We start from the raw sequence: 14,207 nt of genomic DNA, 5'->3' as shown, positions 1-14,207 counted from the left end.
CGTTTCCGCAGGGAGTGACTCCGGCCCGCGTGACGGGCGGGATGACTTGCGCTCCGGCAGGCCCTATATCGCTGGCATGACCTGCACGGACATGCACGACCATTCCCACGCCGAACACGAAGGCGCAGCGCTTGTGCGCGCGGCGCGCGGGGCGCTGACCGATGCGGGTGAGCAGTGGACAGACATGCGCGCCGACGTGTTCAATGCGCTGGCCGTGAACGAGGCTCCGGCCTCGGCCTACGACATTGCCGATGCCTTGTCGGCGCAGCGAGGCAAGCGGGTTGCGCCCAACAGCGTCTATCGCATCCTCGACCTGTTCGTGCGGACGAACCTTGCCAACCGGATCGAGAGCGCGAACGCCTATCTGGTGAACCGCCATCCGGGGTGCCGGCACGACTGTATCTTCCTGATCTGCGACAAGTGCGGGATCGCAGAACACATCGACGACGATCGCCTGACCGAAGGACTGCGCGGCGCTGCGGGTGCGGCGGGTTTCGAGGAGCTGAAAACCGTGGTCGAACTGCGCGGGGTCTGCGCCGCCTGTCGCGGTTGATCAGCCCCTGATTTTCAGGACGAGGACGTTCTGGCTCTCATTCTCAACCGGTTCGAGCCAATCGGGAATTTCACCCTTCTGCAAGTCGGCGGCGAAGCCGTCGGGCTTTATCGTCGCATAGGCGTTCACTTCGTTCATGCCGGTGCACAGCATCATGTAGTCATAGCCGCGGCGGTCCAGCATGGCGCGGGCCTCGTCAGGCGAATCCATGAAAGCGCGCATCGTGTCGGCAATCGCGACATCGGCGCGGTGATGCGCGGTCGCGAGCACCGAATGCGGGCTGTCGAGCAAGATGCGCGGACCAAGGTCGATCGGCGCAAAGATACGGGCGGGCGTTGCGCCCAGCGCGGGTAGGGCCGCGCGAATGTCGCAGTCGGCCACCGCAACCACCGGCGCGGATGTGATGGTCGAGGCCTGCGTCGGCGCAGCAGCCATGAGCAGCGAGATCGGTACCGCCGGTGCCAGCGCCGTGATGATGCCTGCCGCCGCCGCGGCCTGCTTGCCGGGTTCCTTCAGTGTGCGGATCGAGCGTAGCCAGACTTTGAGCTGCCAGCCCAGCGGCACGGCGGCGAGCGCGGCGGAATAGACGCTGGTGCGTGCAACAAGGCAGCCGACGACCAGCGCGACGATCAGCAGAAAGGCATATTCCTGGTGCCAGCGGCCCAGCCAGTCGTTGTGCCGCCTGATAAGGTTCCACATCGTGACGAGCGCGATCAGCGGCGGAATGACCTTGAGCAAGGCAAGGCTGATGCTGCCTTCCCAGATCGGACGGCCTTCCGCGATATTGCCCAGCCAGAGCGAGCGGGTCAGCGGATCGAGTTCGGCGAATGTCCCGCCGGTGCACTGCGGGGCCAGTGTGAATTCAACCGCGACAGCCGCGACGCCAAGCGCGCCAAAGGCCATCAGCGCAAAGCTGAACGGACGGTGCGTGGCGCGGTCGAGACCCGTCGCGCCGATGGCGAGAATGCCCATCGCGGCAAGCGGGGCAGGGGCCATCGCGTCGCAGACCGAAGCACCCATCGGCAGCCCCTTGGTAGCGAGATAGATCACCAGCGAGCTGACGAAGATCGACTGCAGCATCGAGACGAGCCAAGTCCGTTCATGCCAGCAGCGCATCCAGCGCCACAGGCCCACGGCCATGATGGCGGCGACCATGGGGATTGCCTCTAGGCTGATCGCCAGCCACGCCGCCATGGCGAATCCGGCGATCCAGCCGCCCTGCCGCGCATTGCGCGCCATCAGCGCATTGACCGCGACCAATGCGCAGACGACCTGCCAGCCGTGGTGGTCGATCCGCATCGGGCGAAGCTGGTTGAGGAGCGAGGTGGACATCGCGGCGACGAGGCAGGCGAGCCCTGTCGCTTCCTCGTCGAAGATCTTGAAGCTGATGCGGCCGATCAGCATGAGCACGAGCCAGAGCGTCGCCAGCGGCACGATGACCGACGCCGCGATTTCCGCACCGCTGTTTCCGATGACCGGCGTCAGCAATACGATGATCGCAGCCAGCGGAACATCCACCAGCCGCGTCCAGTGCATCGGCGTGCCTTCGGGCGGATCGACGCGATATTGCGTGACATCGAACCAGGTCTGCCCGTTCAGCCAGTCGCGCACCTGCAAGAGGCGCAGGATGTCGTCCCCGTCGGGATAGATGACGGCGGCAATGTTGCGAAATTGCGTGGCAAGAAGAAGCGCCGAAACGATCGCCCAGATCAGCGTAATCCGGGCAATCATTGCCTTTTCGAATCCGTGGCGGCGGCGCTCTCCGATCATGATCCCCTCCACCGCCGCGTCAGTTTGTGCCGGCAGGTGCGGCCTGGTCTTCGGTGAACACGAAGCGCAGGCGCAAAAGGAAGGTGGCGAAGAAGCTGGCGCCGATGGCGATCAGCTTGGCGACGCGCGCATCGATGCCCATCGCGGTGCAGGCCGCGACGATCGCCCAGGTAAGCGCGAGGCCGACAAGCGCGGAGCCAACGAACAGGCCTTGCTGGGCCGCGCGGGCCTTGCCTTCGCTGGCGACGCGGCCGGTAAAGACAAAGCGGCTCGATGCGAACCAGTGGGCAAGGATGCCCGCCGCATAGCCGCCCGCTGCCGCGGCAGGAGCCGCGACGTGCATGGCCATCAGCGCGAAGAAGCAGGCAAGGTCCACGCCCAGCGCCGCGACGCTGGCAAAGCCGTAGGCGACAAAGCGCCTGATGGCCGCGACGTCGGTCATGCCGCGTCCTTCTTCTCGGGTGCGACCGGCTCGGGAACGTCGCGCATCGAGGACAGCGCGGCGGCGCGGTCTTCTGCCGAGTAGCGGGGCAGTTCGATCTCGTCGCCCTCGTTGCCGGCCTCGTGGTATTCCGCGTCCTCGTTCACGCACCACGTGTCGTAGATGCGCTCGCCCGCCATGATATTCTCGACCGTCAGCATCGCGGTCATCATCGCGTGGTCCTGGTTGTTGTAGCGGTGCATGCCGTTGCGTCCGACAAGGTGCAGGGTGGGATGCTTGGCTTCCAGTTCTTCCCGCATGACCTTAACGCGCTCGGCATAGTCCTCGTCATAGACGGGGTAGGCCTTTTCCTGGCGCACGACCGAACCGCCGATGACATCCGCCGGATCGCACAGGCCGAGGATTTCCATTTCCTTCGTGGCGAGAGCGACGAGATCGTCGTCGGACGATGCCCAGAGGCCGTCGCCTTCGAAGCAGAAATATTCAAGGCCGACACAGGCGACATCGCTGTCGGGCACCATTTCGGGCGACCACGAACGGAAATTCTGAATACGGCCGACCTGAACCTTGCTGTCGTGGATGTAGATCCAGTTGTCTGGGAACAGGTCCTTCGACTTGACCTTCAGCGCCACGGTGAGGAAGTCGCGGTACTTCAGCCCGCTGGCGTCTAGGACCGAGGCCGGAACCGGGGCAAGGCGCGCCGCCAGTTCGCGCATCGGGGCGCTGGAAATCGCGTGGCGGGCGCGGATCACCCGTTCGCTGCCGTCGGCCAGCGTCGCACTGAGGCGCCAGCCGCCCTTGCTGTCGGCGGCGAGCTGGCGCAGGGCGTGGCCCATCAGGACCTGGTTGCCGCCTTCGCGAACCTTGTCGCGGGCTGCTTCCCACATCATGCCGGGGCCAAGGCGCGGATAGCGGAATTCCTCAAGCAGGGTCTTGGCCTGCATCCCGTCGTTCGGACGCTTGTTGAGGCCGAGCGAACGCTTGAGCCCGTCGGTCACCGCGCCCCAGAGCGAAAGGCCCTTGATGCGCTGGGCGGCCCAGTCCGCGCTCATTTCATCGCACGGCATGCCCCAGACCTTCTCGGTGTAGGTCTTGAAGAAGATCGAGAACAGTTTTTCACCGAACTGGTTCACGGTCCAGTCCTCGAAGCTCTTGATCTGCTTGCGCGGGAAGATCTGCGCCTTGGCAAAGCTCGCCATGCAGACGGTCGAACGCCAGATGCCGAGATTGCGCAGCGCCTCGAAAGCGCGCAGCGGGTAGGAGTAGAACTTGCCCTCGTAGTAGATGCGGCTCATCCGTGGGCGCGAGATGAAGTCGTCGGGCAGGATCTCGTTCCACAGGTCGACCACCGCCTTGGACTTCGAAAAGAAGCGGTGCCCGCCGATGTCGAAACGATAGCCTTCGTGCTCGACCGTGCGACTGATGCCGCCGACGTAGGTGTCGTCTTTCTCGATCACGGCGACCGATTTTCCGGCCTTCGTCAGCAGGTACCCCGCCGTCAGACCGGCCGGTCCCGCGCCGACGATCACGACGTCGACGTCCAGTTCGGAATTGCCCTGCTTCATTTCGGTGCCCTGCTGCACGGTGCCCCCTTGTGCAAAACTTCCGTCGCCAAGCGGCGACCCAAGGCAATTCGTGCAGGAAAATGGCTAAGAGGACGTTAACGCGGTGCTTTCGCGGCCTCTTTTTGCAGCTTTTCGAATGTGCGGCGGGCAGGCCGCGTGAATCAGGCCGCCATGTCGTCCGGTCGCGGGCCAGGCGTGCCTTCCTTGCGCCACTCGCGCGAAAGGGCCTGAAGGTCGCTTGCCACCGCCGCGATCTGGTCGAACCGGAAGGTTTCCACGAAGGCCAGACCGTATGAGGGGTGCTGCCGCCAGCGGACCTTGGCATAGACTTCGCCCAAGCGGGGTATCTGGATGCGGACCTGCTGGTCCATCGAGAACATCGTCTCGCTCAGGATCTGCGCGCCTTCGTGCGACAGGTCGCGGATATGCACGTCGATCATGAGGCCCAGCGATTTGATCGACGAAGGAAGCTCGACCGAGATGCGGATCGCGCGTTTGCGGAATGGGCCATGCTCTCCGATCAGCGCCATCAGGTCGTTCTCCTTGGCAAAGGACAGTCCGGCCTGGTCATCCCTGACCCAGATCGCGCTCACCTCGAACCGGTCCCCGTCGCCGAATTCGAGATGAAAGCTGCTCGCCCCTTCCTCGACCGGCGCGCCGTAGAGCTTCACGCGAAGCGCGCTGCCGGAAATGTCGCGCAGTACGCAAGGGTATTCGGCATCGGAAAAGACGAGCTTGGCCGTCCGGATGATCGGTATCCGCTGGGGATCGCGCACCGACGGTTCACCAACGACGCGATGGCCATTGAATTGCGAAGGACTCAGGTCATTCACGCTGCCCGCTCTTTCATTCGCGCCAGTTGCGGTCTTCGGGGGCCCGAAAACGGCGCTTTTCACGGGGCCCTGTTACCCGGAAGGATGCAGTCAATTCGTTAATTTAGCGTGGAAAAGCAGCAGGATGGACCTGAGTAGTTTTCCCGTATCGCCAGTGCGACACGTTAACTTTGGAACAGGTCGGAACGCTTGGAAAACGTGGTGCGGACGGCGGGACTCGAACCCGCACGTACAAAGTACAGGGGATTTTAAGTCCCCGGCGTCTACCATTCCGCCACGTCCGCACGCGATCGCAGCGTTAGGATGCGCGACCGCGGCGCGCAATGGCGAGATTTCAGCAGGTTGTGAAAGACGTGCCCGATTGCGCGGGCAACAGCGATCAGTCCGCGTTAAGGCGGTCGCGCATGTCCTTGCCGGCCTTGAAGTAAGGCACGCGCTTGCCGGGCACCTCGACGGTCTCGCCGGTGCGCGGGTTGCGGCCCGTGCGGGCGGCGCGTTCGCGCGTGGAGAAGGCACCGAAACCACGAAGTTCCACCCGGCCGCCACTGGCCAGCCGTTCGGCGATCGTGTCGAAGAAGCAGGTGACCACGGCCTCGACCTCTTCGGGCCGAAGTTCGGGATTTTCCTGCGCAAGCGCTTCGATGAGTTCCGATCTAATCATGTCTACCCCGCCTGTCGAAGAGTTCGCGACCCCCTTGCGACAGATACCGCCGGCAAAGGCGGTAACATTGCCAGAACCCGTGGCACCCCTTCACCACGGGAGGTCAGCGACTGCGAAGCCGGAAAAAAGATCATCCCCTGCCCGCAACCACTTGAATAAGTGTGCCATCCCGGCGGGAAAGTCGCAATATCTATTACATATGATAAGATTTCGGGACAGTTTGCGGTGCTGTCCGATACAGACCGGTCATTCCGAACGCGCCATCAGCATGTCGAGATCGAGGTCGAGCAAGCGGATCCGTTCGGCGACCGCAGGCCATTCTTCGGTCAGGAACTGGTCCCTCTCTGCCTTCACCAGGCGCGATCGCGCACCCGGCACGACCGCGATACCGATCCCGCGGCGGACCTCCAGAAGACCATCGTCCTGGAACTGCTGGTAGGCCTTGGCCACAGTCAGCGGATTGGCGCCCTGTTCGGCGGCGAAGGCGCGGACAGATGGCAACAATTCGCCTTCCGGATAGCTTCCGTCGATGATCGCTGCGGCGATCAGGTCCCGCAGACGCAGGTAAACGGGGCGCGTGGCCTGGGTTCCGGTGGAGCGTGGCATAGGTGGTCTAGTGCCATAATACAGCGTGTCGGGTCAAGCTTTCGGGCGATTGCATTCTGGTCATCGGAGATGGTCTCAATTGCAACAAAACCCTTCACAATGCGGCAAAGCGCTTTAAGGCTTGCACCCCAGAAACGGACACACACGAAAATACCGGGGAAGACGAGCTTACATGAAGGACATCAGCCTCTGGACCGAAGGCGACTGGATCGCAGCCATCGCCGCGGTCGCCCTATTTGCCGTGCTGGCCATCGGCGGCGTCATCTCCATGCGCAAGAGCGAGGAGGTCATCGGCCACCCCCGCGGGCTATTCGTGCTGTTCTATGCAGAGATGTGGGAGCGTTTCTCCTTCTACGGCATGCGCGCCCTGCTGATCCTCTATCTCACGAAATTCTGGCTGTTTTCCGACGGTAAGGCCAGCCTGATCTACGGCGCCTACGGCAGTCTCGTCTACATCACGCCGGTGCTGGGCGGATACCTTGCCGACCGCTGGCTGGGTCAGCGCAAGGCGGTACTGTTCGGCGGCGTCGTGCTGGCGCTGGGTCACCTCGCGATGGCTTATGAAGGCATGCAGGGCGTGACCGATGCGGCGGTCAAGCAAGCCGATTTCGCGATCAACGTGTTCTGGCTCGCACTGGCGCTGATCATTGTCGGCTCAGGTTTTCTGAAGGCCAATATCTCCGTGATCGTCGGCCAGCTCTACAAGATGACCGACACGCGCCGCGATGCGGCCTACACGATCTTCTACATGGGCGTGAACGTCGGTGCGGCGCTGGGCACCATCCTCGTCGGTTATCTGGGCGAGACGATCGGCTGGTCGTGGGGCTTCGGACTTGCCGGCATCGGCATGGTCCTGGGCCTCATCATCTTCGTCGTCGGCAAGCCTGCCCTGAAGGGCCAAGGCGAGCCGCCGGCACCGCTAGCCAAGCGTCTCGAGACCACGCTCTACGTCGTGGGCGCGGCCTCGGTCGCTGTGATCTGGTTCCTGATCCAGTATCAGGACGTGATTCAGGGTCTGCTGATCGTCTGCGGTATCGCGATGTTGGCCTACACGCTTTACGAAGCGTTCAAGCTGCCCAAGCAGGCGCGTGAACGCATCTTTGCGATCCTGTTCCTAATCGCGCTGAACCCCGTGTTCTGGGGCCTTTTCGAACAGGCAGGCGGTTCGCTGAACCTCTATACCGACAAGTTCGTCGACAAGGGCGGGGTCCCGACCTCGCTGTTTCAGTCGATCAACCCGATCTACATCGTCATCTTTGCCCCGCTTTTCGCGGCGCTGTGGCAGTTCCTTGGGAAGCGCGGGCTAGAACCGTCGGCACCGGCCAAGTTCGCCCTTGCCTTGTTCCAGGTCGGCGCGGGCTTCCTTGTCTTCGTCTGGGGCGCGGGCACCGGCGATCCGGCGGTGATGACGGGCGTGCTCTTCGTGTTCCTCATCTACCTGCTGCACACGACCGGCGAGCTTTGCCTGTCGCCGGTCGGTCTCTCGGCCATGACGCGCCTCGCCCCGCTGCATCTGGGCAGCTTCATCATGGGCGCATGGTTCTACATGACCGCGGTGGGCAGCTTCGTGGCCGGCAAGATCGGTGAAGCCACCGGAGGCGAATCGGGCGAGATGAGCAAGGAACTGACGCTTTCCATCTACAACGAGATCGGCTGGTGGACGATCGGCATCGGCGTTGTCGTCCTGGCGCTCAGCCCGATCGTCAAGAAGTGGATGCACCTCGACGCGCTGGGCGAGCACGAGGCGCATGAGGAACTGGCGGGAGATGCCGAACTGGGCGAGCCGCAGGCTGCGGGTATCCATCCCGAACGGAAATAAGGCGGGTCCGGTGGGCGGGGCCTTGCGCGCCGCCCACCACACGCTAGCCTGCCGCGACGTGCCATCATCGTCGGGAGGCAGCGATGCCCTTGGGACTTTCCGCACTGGTTTCCGCTGCCGTCCTTTTCGTCGGCACACATTTCATCCTCTCCCACCCGGCCCGCGCGCCGCTCGTCGCCAAGCTTGGTGAGAAGGGTTTCCTCGCTCTGTATTCGCTGGTGGCGCTGATCACGCTGGGCGGCATGGGCCACGCTTTCGCCAAGGCCCCACGCGGACCATGGCTGTTCGAGCCGATGAGCGACTGGGCATGGATCGTCGCCAGCGTGCTGACGATCGTAGCGCTCGTGCTTCTGGTGGGCAGCTTTCGCGGCAATCCCGCGCTGCCCGGTTCGGAAGGCAAGGCGGCGGGCAAGGAGCCTGCCGGCGTCTTCCTGATCACGCGCCACCCGATGATGTGGGGGATCGCGATCTGGGGCGCAGCGCACATCCTCGTCATGCCCGATGCGCGAACCTTCGTTTTCATGGGCGCCTTCATCGTTCTCGCGCTGGCAGGCGCGGCGCTGCAGGACAAGAAAAAGGAACAGCTCGACCCGGCTTGGCCGGAGTGGGAGGCGAAGACGAGCTTTTGGCCCAATTTGTCGGGCTTGGCCGGGGCGAGCATCGTGACGTGGTTCGTCGCGCTTGTGGCGTGGCTGGCGATTACTTTTTCGCACATGCCGCTGGGCGGTATTCCGGCGGGTGTGTGGCGCTGGTTGGGTTAGACGGGACCCATGCTCAGCCAGCGTCCGTAGTTTCGGATCGTCGTCGCCCAGCCTTTGGGCCAGTCAGGCAGATTGCTCTCGTGAAAACCCTCTTGGGTCGCAAAATCACGCGGCCAGTCCATCGACCAGTCGTCCTCGTCTATCGGCAGGTCGCGGAGAAGATCGTCGTCGGGGTGGGGCGCAAGATAAGGCATTGCCGTCTCCCATAGGAAAACGGCCACGTACTCCGGACAATCCCAAGCCATCATCTCGATGAATTCATCGCGCGATGGATTGGGGCGGCGCGCCTTCGTCGTCGCGATCTGGCTGCGGGTGTCCCTGAAGGCTACTGCGAACCAGACTGCCAATCCGCAGACCACGAAGCCGATTGCCAGCAACCAGCCCGGGATGATCAGGCCCGCGCTTCCTCCACGCCTGCGCTGTTGTGGCCCAGATTGTCCTTACCCAGCGCTTTAAGCACCGTATCGACGATGTGCGGGGCGTTGAGGCCTGCTTCGTCGTACTGCTTTTCGGGCGCATCGTGGTCCTGGAAAACGTCGGGCAGACGCATGGTGCGGATTTTGAGGCCCGCATCCAGCAGACCATCATCGCTGGCCATCGTCAGGACATGGGCGCCCAGACCACCGATGGAGGCTTCCTCGATCGTCACAAGGACTTCGTGGCTCGCGGCGAGTTTGCGGATCAGGTCTTCGTCCAGCGGCTTGGCAAAGCGCATGTCGGCAACCGTGGTCGACAGGCCCTTGGCTTCCAGCTGATCGGCGGCCTTCAACGCTTCTGCAAGGCGGGTGCCGAGAGAGAGGATCGCGACCTTGCTGCCTTCGCGCACCACGCGGCCCTTGCCGATCTCCAGCTGCTCGGGAACTTCGGGAAGGTCGATGCCGATGCCGGCCCCGCGCGGATAGCGAAACGCGATCGGTCCGCTGTCGTGGAGGGCTGCGGTGTAAGTCATGTGGACCAGTTCCGCCTCGTCCGCCGCGGCCATGACGACCATGTTGGGCAGGGTGGCAAGATAAGTCACGTCGAACGATCCTGCGTGCGTCGCACCGTCCGCGCCGACGAGCCCGGCGCGGTCGATTGCAAATCGGACAGGCAGGTTCTGGATCGCGACGTCGTGCACGACCTGATCGAAGGCGCGCTGCAGGAAGGTCGAGTAGATCGCCGCGAAAGGACGCATCCCTTGTGCGGCAAGGCCAGCCGCGAAAGTCACCGCGTGCTGTTCGGCAATGCCGACGTCGAACGAACGGTCGGGGTGGGCCTTGGCGAACCGGTCAACCCCCGTCCCGCTCGGCATGGCGGCGGTAATCGCGCAGATGCGATCGTCGGTCTCGGCCAGCCTCGCCAGCGTGTCGCCAAACACGTTCTGGTAGTTCGGCGGGCCGCCGCTGCTCTTGCTCTGCTGGCCGGTGACGACGTCGAACTTCGTGACGCCATGATACTTGTCAGCCGATTCTTCCGCCGGGGCATAGCCCTTGCCCTTCGTCGTCACGACGTGGATCAGGCACGGCCCTTCGGCGGCATCGCGCACGTTTTCGAGCACGGGGACCAGCGCATCGAGATCGTGCCCGTCGATCGGGCCGACGTAGTAGAAGCCCAGTTCTTCGAACAGGGTGCCGCCCATGGCCATGCCGCGGGCGAACTCGTCGGTCTTGCGCGCGGCATTGTGCAGCGGGCGCGGTAGCTTGCGGGCAAATTTCTTGGCCAGTTCGCGCAAGCCCAGAAACTGGCCGCTGGAAACCAGCCGCGCGAGATAGGACGATAGCCCGCCAACCGGCGGTGCGATCGACATATCGTTGTCGTTGAGGATGACGATCAGGCGGTTTCCGGCCTGTTCGGCGTTGTTCATCGCCTCGTAGGCCATGCCTGCGCTCATCGCGCCGTCGCCGATCACGGCAATGCCCTTGCCGGGCTTTCCGGTCAGCTTGTTGGCGATGGCAAAGCCCAGCGCCGCGCTGATCGAGGTGGACGAGTGCGCGGTGCCGAACGGGTCGTATTCGCTCTCGCTCCGCTTGGTAAAGCCGGACAACCCGCCGCCCTGGCGCAAGGTGCGGATACGGTCGCGCCGCCCGGTCAGGATCTTGTGCGGATAGGCCTGGTGGCCGACGTCCCAGACAAGCCGGTCTTCCGGCGTGTTGAAGACGTAGTGGATGGCAGTCGTCAATTCCACGACACCCAAACCGGACCCGAGATGTCCGCCTGTCTGTCCGACGGCGGAGATCATTTCGGAACGCAGTTCGTCGGCAAGCTGGCGCAAGTCCTCGCGCTTCAGCTTCCGCAGGTCGTCAGGCGTGTTGACGGTATCGAGCAGTGGTGTGGCCGGTTCGGCAGTCATGGGGCTGTCTTAGCCAGATAGAACGCGTCTGTCGAACCCAAGAGTGAGGCTTTCGTCACGCCGGTTTGAAGTCAAGCGCGCCGCCGTTGATGCAATACCGCTTGCCGGTCGGCTTTGGCCCGTCGTTGAAGACATGGCCAAGGTGCCCGCCACAGTTAGAACACAGAATTTCGGTGCGCGGATAGCCGAGCTTGTAGTCCGTATCCTTGTCCACCGCGCCTTTCAGCGGGGCATAGAACGCGGGCCATCCAGTGCCAGATTCGTACTTGGTAGTGGAGGAGAACAGGGCCTGCCCGCACCCTGAGCAAGTGAACGTGCCCTTGCGCTTTTCATCATTCAGCGGATTGGAAAAGGCCCGTTCGGTTCCCGCCTGGCGCAGGATGCGAAATTCCTCGCGGCTCAGGCGTTTGCGCCATTCGTCCTCGCTCAGCTGCAGCGGATAAGTGCGCGCCTCGGCCGGGCGCGAGCCGCAGGCGCCGAGGATCGGCATGATCGCGCTCGCGCACAAAAGGCCGAGCGTATTGCGTCGCGTCAGTAGTCCCATGCGCTCCGTTCTATCCCGGCGCTGCTTAGGCGGGGATGAATGATATACGCTCGAAACTGCCCGCCGGTTTCACACGGGCACGATTCAGGCCGGTTCGCGCTTGCCCCTGATGCGGTCTAGGATGCTCCGTTTTGCAGGTGCCGGGCCCGATTTCATCACCGTCTTGCGGAACAGGGTCGACCCGCCCTTGATGATGAGCGCGACGCAGAAGGCCTGCCAAACAATGGCGAGGAAATGCGGCCAAAGCGCCCCGTCCACCGCCGATCGTGCCAGCATGATATAGGGCGAGGACAGCGGGAAGACGATCGCCACCCACTCGATCGGTTCGCCCTGCGCCCCAAGCGCGTAGCTGGCGAAGAAGAACACGATCAGCTGGAGCATTGTTGCCGGCATCGACAGCGTCTGCACCTCGCGCACCGTCGCGGCGAGCCCGCCGATGGTGAGGAAAAGCGAACCGAGCAGCAAGTAGGCGAACGAGAAGTAGATCAGACCGAACAGCAGGAACAACGGCCAGCCCACGGCAGGGGCTGCAAATGTCGGCAGACCTGCGCCGACTATGGCGATGGGTGACAGGAACACGCCCCAGACCGCAAGGCCCGTCAGGCTGACGCCCAGCATGGCGATCAGCTTGCCGTAGAACACCGCGTCCATCGGCACGGCGGCGGCCAGCACCTCGATGATCTTGTTCGCCTTTTCCTCGACCATGTTCGACATGACCATGCCCGCAAGCAACATGGTAAGAAGGAAAAGCAGCGTCTGCGAGGCCTGCGCCGTCCTGATCCGCTTGCGCGCGGTATCGGCCTTGGCGGTGATCGTGCGCTCCATGTTGACCGCGGGCAGGGCGGTCGTGTCGCCGCGCATGGCCTCTGCGGCGATAAGGGTGACGGGGCCTTCCCACCGGTCGATCTGTCCGCCCGCGCCAGTCAGTTTCGGATTCGAAAGCGGTCCGCTCAGGATTGCGACGATGGGGCTGCCGTCCTTCACGCGGTCCAGCAGGGAACGGGTCATCACGTTCTCACCCGGTTTCAGCCGCAGGACGACGACGACTTCGGGCGTATCGGGAACGGTGCGCGCCAGCTTGTCGCGCGCGGCGACGAAGGCATCCACGTCCTCGGCCTGCATCGCGATGCCGAGCTTCGGGTTCTGGAGTTGCCCGCTGACGCTGGCCCCGATGCCGCCTGCCATCGCGATCACGACGATCGGGAACAGCGGACCGAGCAGGAAGAAGATGAACGACCGGCTGAACAGGATCGCGCTGTAATCACGGCGCGCGATGACGAAGATGGAGCGCCAGAAGCGCGAGGCCCGGCTGGTCATTTGACGTCTCCCTCGGCGGTTCCCTCTTCGAGCGCGCGGGCCGCAGCCTCGCCTGCGATGGCGACGAAAGCATCGTGAAGTCCTGCGCGTTCAATGGACAGCGCCTCGATCCCGGCGCCTCCTTCGATCAGCGCGGCGAGCAGGGGTTCGACTTCGCCGGTCAGGCTGAAATCGAACAATGCGCCGCCCGAAGACTTCACTTGCGGCTCGGCCCCTGTTGGCAGAGCACTGCGCCAAGGGCCGTCGAGGTTGCGGGTTTCGAGGTGAACTTGAGGCGGCAACCGGTCGCGGGCGGTGGAGACCAGACCTTCGAACGGGACCTTGCCGCCCGCGATGATGGCGATGCGTTCGCACAGGCGTTCGGCATGGGCGAGGACGTGGGTGGAAAAGATCACCGTCGTCCCCTCGGTCGCAAGCCCGCGGATCAGCTTTTCGAGCCGTCCCTGGCTGATCGCGTCGAGGCCTGAGAAAGGCTCGTCCAGAACGACGAGGTCGGGCTTGTGCACCAGGGTCGAGAGCAGCTGCACCGTCTGGGCCTGTCCCTTCGACATCTGGCGGATCTGCCGGTCGGCGATATGGCCGAAGCCGTAATCTTCCATCAGCTTGCGCCCACGTTCGCGCCCCTCCGCCCGTGGCAGGCCGCGCAGCGAACCGACAAAGGCGATTGCGTCGACCGCTTTCATCGAGGGATAGAGACCGCGTTCCTCGGGCAGGTATCCGATGCGGTGCGCGATGGCATGGGGGTTCTCGCTACCCAGAACCTTGCGTGTGCCGCTGTCGGGATCGATGATGCCGAGGAGCATCCGCAGCGTCGTCGTCTTGCCCGCGCCGTTGGGGCCGAGAATGCCGTAGATCGTACCAGCCGGCACCGATATGTCGACCCCGTCGACCGCGACGGTACCGTCAAAACGCTTGACGAGATCGCGCGCTTCTATTGCGAGAGTGCCGGTGTCGGCCTGCACTGCGCGGTCGAATTCCGCCTTGTCGGGGCTTTTGGTCATATCCAT

14 protein-coding genes and 1 tRNA gene are annotated in these 14,207 nt (G+C 63.7%); 3 read left to right on the top strand and 12 right to left on the bottom strand.

Annotated elements, in window-relative coordinates:
- The first annotated feature begins 91 nt into the window (after window positions 1–91).
- Complete coding sequence (locus A9D15_RS15590; protein WP_066767001.1) at window positions 92–553, top strand: Fur family transcriptional regulator; 462 nt, start codon at window positions 92–94, stop codon at window positions 551–553.
- On the opposite strand, the gene A9D15_RS15585 is transcribed toward A9D15_RS15590, so the two are convergent.
- From A9D15_RS15585 to A9D15_RS15555, 7 genes are all read right to left on the bottom strand, one after another.
- Window positions 554–2,323, bottom strand: coding sequence for a hypothetical protein (locus A9D15_RS15585; RefSeq protein ID WP_066766716.1), 1,770 nt, complete (start codon window positions 2,321–2,323; stop codon window positions 554–556). It abuts the gene before it with no gap.
- Window positions 2,324–2,342: 19 nt separating this feature from the next.
- On the bottom strand, window positions 2,343–2,765 hold the full coding sequence (locus tag A9D15_RS15580; protein WP_066766715.1) for a GtrA family protein: 423 nt from the start codon (window positions 2,763–2,765) through the stop codon (window positions 2,343–2,345).
- Window positions 2,762–4,330 (bottom strand): NAD(P)/FAD-dependent oxidoreductase, encoded by a 1,569-nt coding sequence (locus A9D15_RS15575; RefSeq protein WP_066766998.1) that lies wholly within the window; start codon window positions 4,328–4,330, stop codon window positions 2,762–2,764. The genes A9D15_RS15580 and A9D15_RS15575 overlap by 4 nt, the downstream gene beginning before the upstream one ends.
- A 161-nt stretch (window positions 4,331–4,491) precedes the next feature.
- Entirely contained in the window at window positions 4,492–5,163 is a 672-nt protein-coding gene (locus A9D15_RS15570; protein ID WP_156521821.1) for a PilZ domain-containing protein, read from the bottom strand.
- 199 nt (window positions 5,164–5,362) lie between these two features.
- Window positions 5,363–5,447, bottom strand: a tRNA-Leu gene (locus A9D15_RS15565).
- A 95-nt stretch (window positions 5,448–5,542) separates the two neighbouring features.
- Complete coding sequence (locus A9D15_RS15560; protein ID WP_066766713.1) at window positions 5,543–5,824, bottom strand: integration host factor subunit beta; 282 nt, start codon at window positions 5,822–5,824, stop codon at window positions 5,543–5,545.
- A gap of 246 nt (window positions 5,825–6,070) precedes the next feature.
- Window positions 6,071–6,430: a GntR family transcriptional regulator gene (locus A9D15_RS15555; RefSeq protein WP_066766712.1), complete on the bottom strand. Its 360-nt coding sequence runs from the start codon at window positions 6,428–6,430 to the stop codon at window positions 6,071–6,073.
- A gap of 172 nt (window positions 6,431–6,602) precedes the next feature.
- Here A9D15_RS15555 and A9D15_RS15550 point away from each other — a divergent pair, with 172 nt between their 5' ends.
- Both A9D15_RS15550 and A9D15_RS15545 read left to right on the top strand, forming a co-directional pair.
- On the top strand, window positions 6,603–8,249 hold the full coding sequence (locus A9D15_RS15550; protein WP_066766710.1) for a peptide MFS transporter: 1,647 nt from the start codon (window positions 6,603–6,605) through the stop codon (window positions 8,247–8,249).
- A gap of 83 nt (window positions 8,250–8,332) precedes the next feature.
- A complete protein-coding gene (locus A9D15_RS15545; protein WP_066766708.1) occupies window positions 8,333–9,010 on the top strand; it encodes an NnrU family protein in 678 nt (225 codons plus the stop codon).
- Here A9D15_RS15545 and A9D15_RS15540 read toward each other — a convergent pair.
- From A9D15_RS15540 to A9D15_RS15520, 5 genes are all read right to left on the bottom strand, one after another.
- The gene (locus tag A9D15_RS15540; protein WP_156521820.1) at window positions 9,007–9,387 is read right to left on the bottom strand and encodes a hypothetical protein; all 381 of its coding nucleotides are present in this window, start codon (window positions 9,385–9,387) and stop codon (window positions 9,007–9,009) included. The genes A9D15_RS15545 and A9D15_RS15540 overlap by 4 nt on opposite strands.
- Before the next feature lie 14 nt (window positions 9,388–9,401).
- Entirely contained in the window at window positions 9,402–11,339 is a 1,938-nt protein-coding gene (gene dxs / locus A9D15_RS15535) for a 1-deoxy-D-xylulose-5-phosphate synthase (protein ID WP_066766703.1), read from the bottom strand.
- 55 nt (window positions 11,340–11,394) lie between these two features.
- Window positions 11,395–11,883 carry a peptide-methionine (R)-S-oxide reductase MsrB gene (gene msrB, locus A9D15_RS15530; RefSeq protein ID WP_066766695.1) on the bottom strand — a complete coding sequence of 163 codons (489 nt, stop codon included), beginning with the start codon at window positions 11,881–11,883 and terminating at the stop codon, window positions 11,395–11,397.
- A gap of 84 nt (window positions 11,884–11,967) precedes the next feature.
- Complete coding sequence (locus A9D15_RS15525; RefSeq protein ID WP_066766693.1) at window positions 11,968–13,200, bottom strand: ABC transporter permease; 1,233 nt, start codon at window positions 13,198–13,200, stop codon at window positions 11,968–11,970.
- Window positions 13,197–14,201 (bottom strand): ABC transporter ATP-binding protein, encoded by a 1,005-nt coding sequence (locus A9D15_RS15520; RefSeq protein ID WP_066766996.1) that lies wholly within the window; start codon window positions 14,199–14,201, stop codon window positions 13,197–13,199. The genes A9D15_RS15525 and A9D15_RS15520 overlap by 4 nt, the downstream gene beginning before the upstream one ends.
- Window positions 14,202–14,207: the final 6 nt, after the last annotated feature.

Source organism: Croceicoccus pelagius, assembly GCF_001661915.1.
Taxonomy (GTDB): Bacteria; Pseudomonadota; Alphaproteobacteria; order Sphingomonadales; family Sphingomonadaceae; genus Croceicoccus; species Croceicoccus pelagius.
This window is presented reverse-complemented; position numbering and strand designations above follow the sequence as displayed.

Coding starts and splice junctions, on each gene's coding strand:
- A9D15_RS15590 (WP_066767001.1), top strand. CDS start 92: ATGCACGACCATTCCCACGCCGAACACGAAGGCGCAGCGCTTGTGCGC.
- A9D15_RS15585 (WP_066766716.1), bottom strand. CDS start 2,323: ATGATCGGAGAGCGCCGCCGCCACGGATTCGAAAAGGCAATGATTGCC.
- A9D15_RS15580 (WP_066766715.1), bottom strand. CDS start 2,765: ATGACCGACGTCGCGGCCATCAGGCGCTTTGTCGCCTACGGCTTTGCC.
- A9D15_RS15575 (WP_066766998.1), bottom strand. CDS start 4,330: ATGAAGCAGGGCAATTCCGAACTGGACGTCGACGTCGTGATCGTCGGC.
- A9D15_RS15560 (WP_066766713.1), bottom strand. CDS start 5,824: ATGATTAGATCGGAACTCATCGAAGCGCTTGCGCAGGAAAATCCCGAA.
- A9D15_RS15555 (WP_066766712.1), bottom strand. CDS start 6,430: ATGCCACGCTCCACCGGAACCCAGGCCACGCGCCCCGTTTACCTGCGT.
- A9D15_RS15550 (WP_066766710.1), top strand. CDS start 6,603: ATGAAGGACATCAGCCTCTGGACCGAAGGCGACTGGATCGCAGCCATC.
- A9D15_RS15545 (WP_066766708.1), top strand. CDS start 8,333: ATGCCCTTGGGACTTTCCGCACTGGTTTCCGCTGCCGTCCTTTTCGTC.
- dxs (WP_066766703.1), bottom strand. CDS start 11,339: ATGACTGCCGAACCGGCCACACCACTGCTCGATACCGTCAACACGCCT.
- msrB (WP_066766695.1), bottom strand. CDS start 11,883: ATGGGACTACTGACGCGACGCAATACGCTCGGCCTTTTGTGCGCGAGC.
- A9D15_RS15525 (WP_066766693.1), bottom strand. CDS start 13,200: ATGACCAGCCGGGCCTCGCGCTTCTGGCGCTCCATCTTCGTCATCGCG.
- A9D15_RS15520 (WP_066766996.1), bottom strand. CDS start 14,201: ATGACCAAAAGCCCCGACAAGGCGGAATTCGACCGCGCAGTGCAGGCC.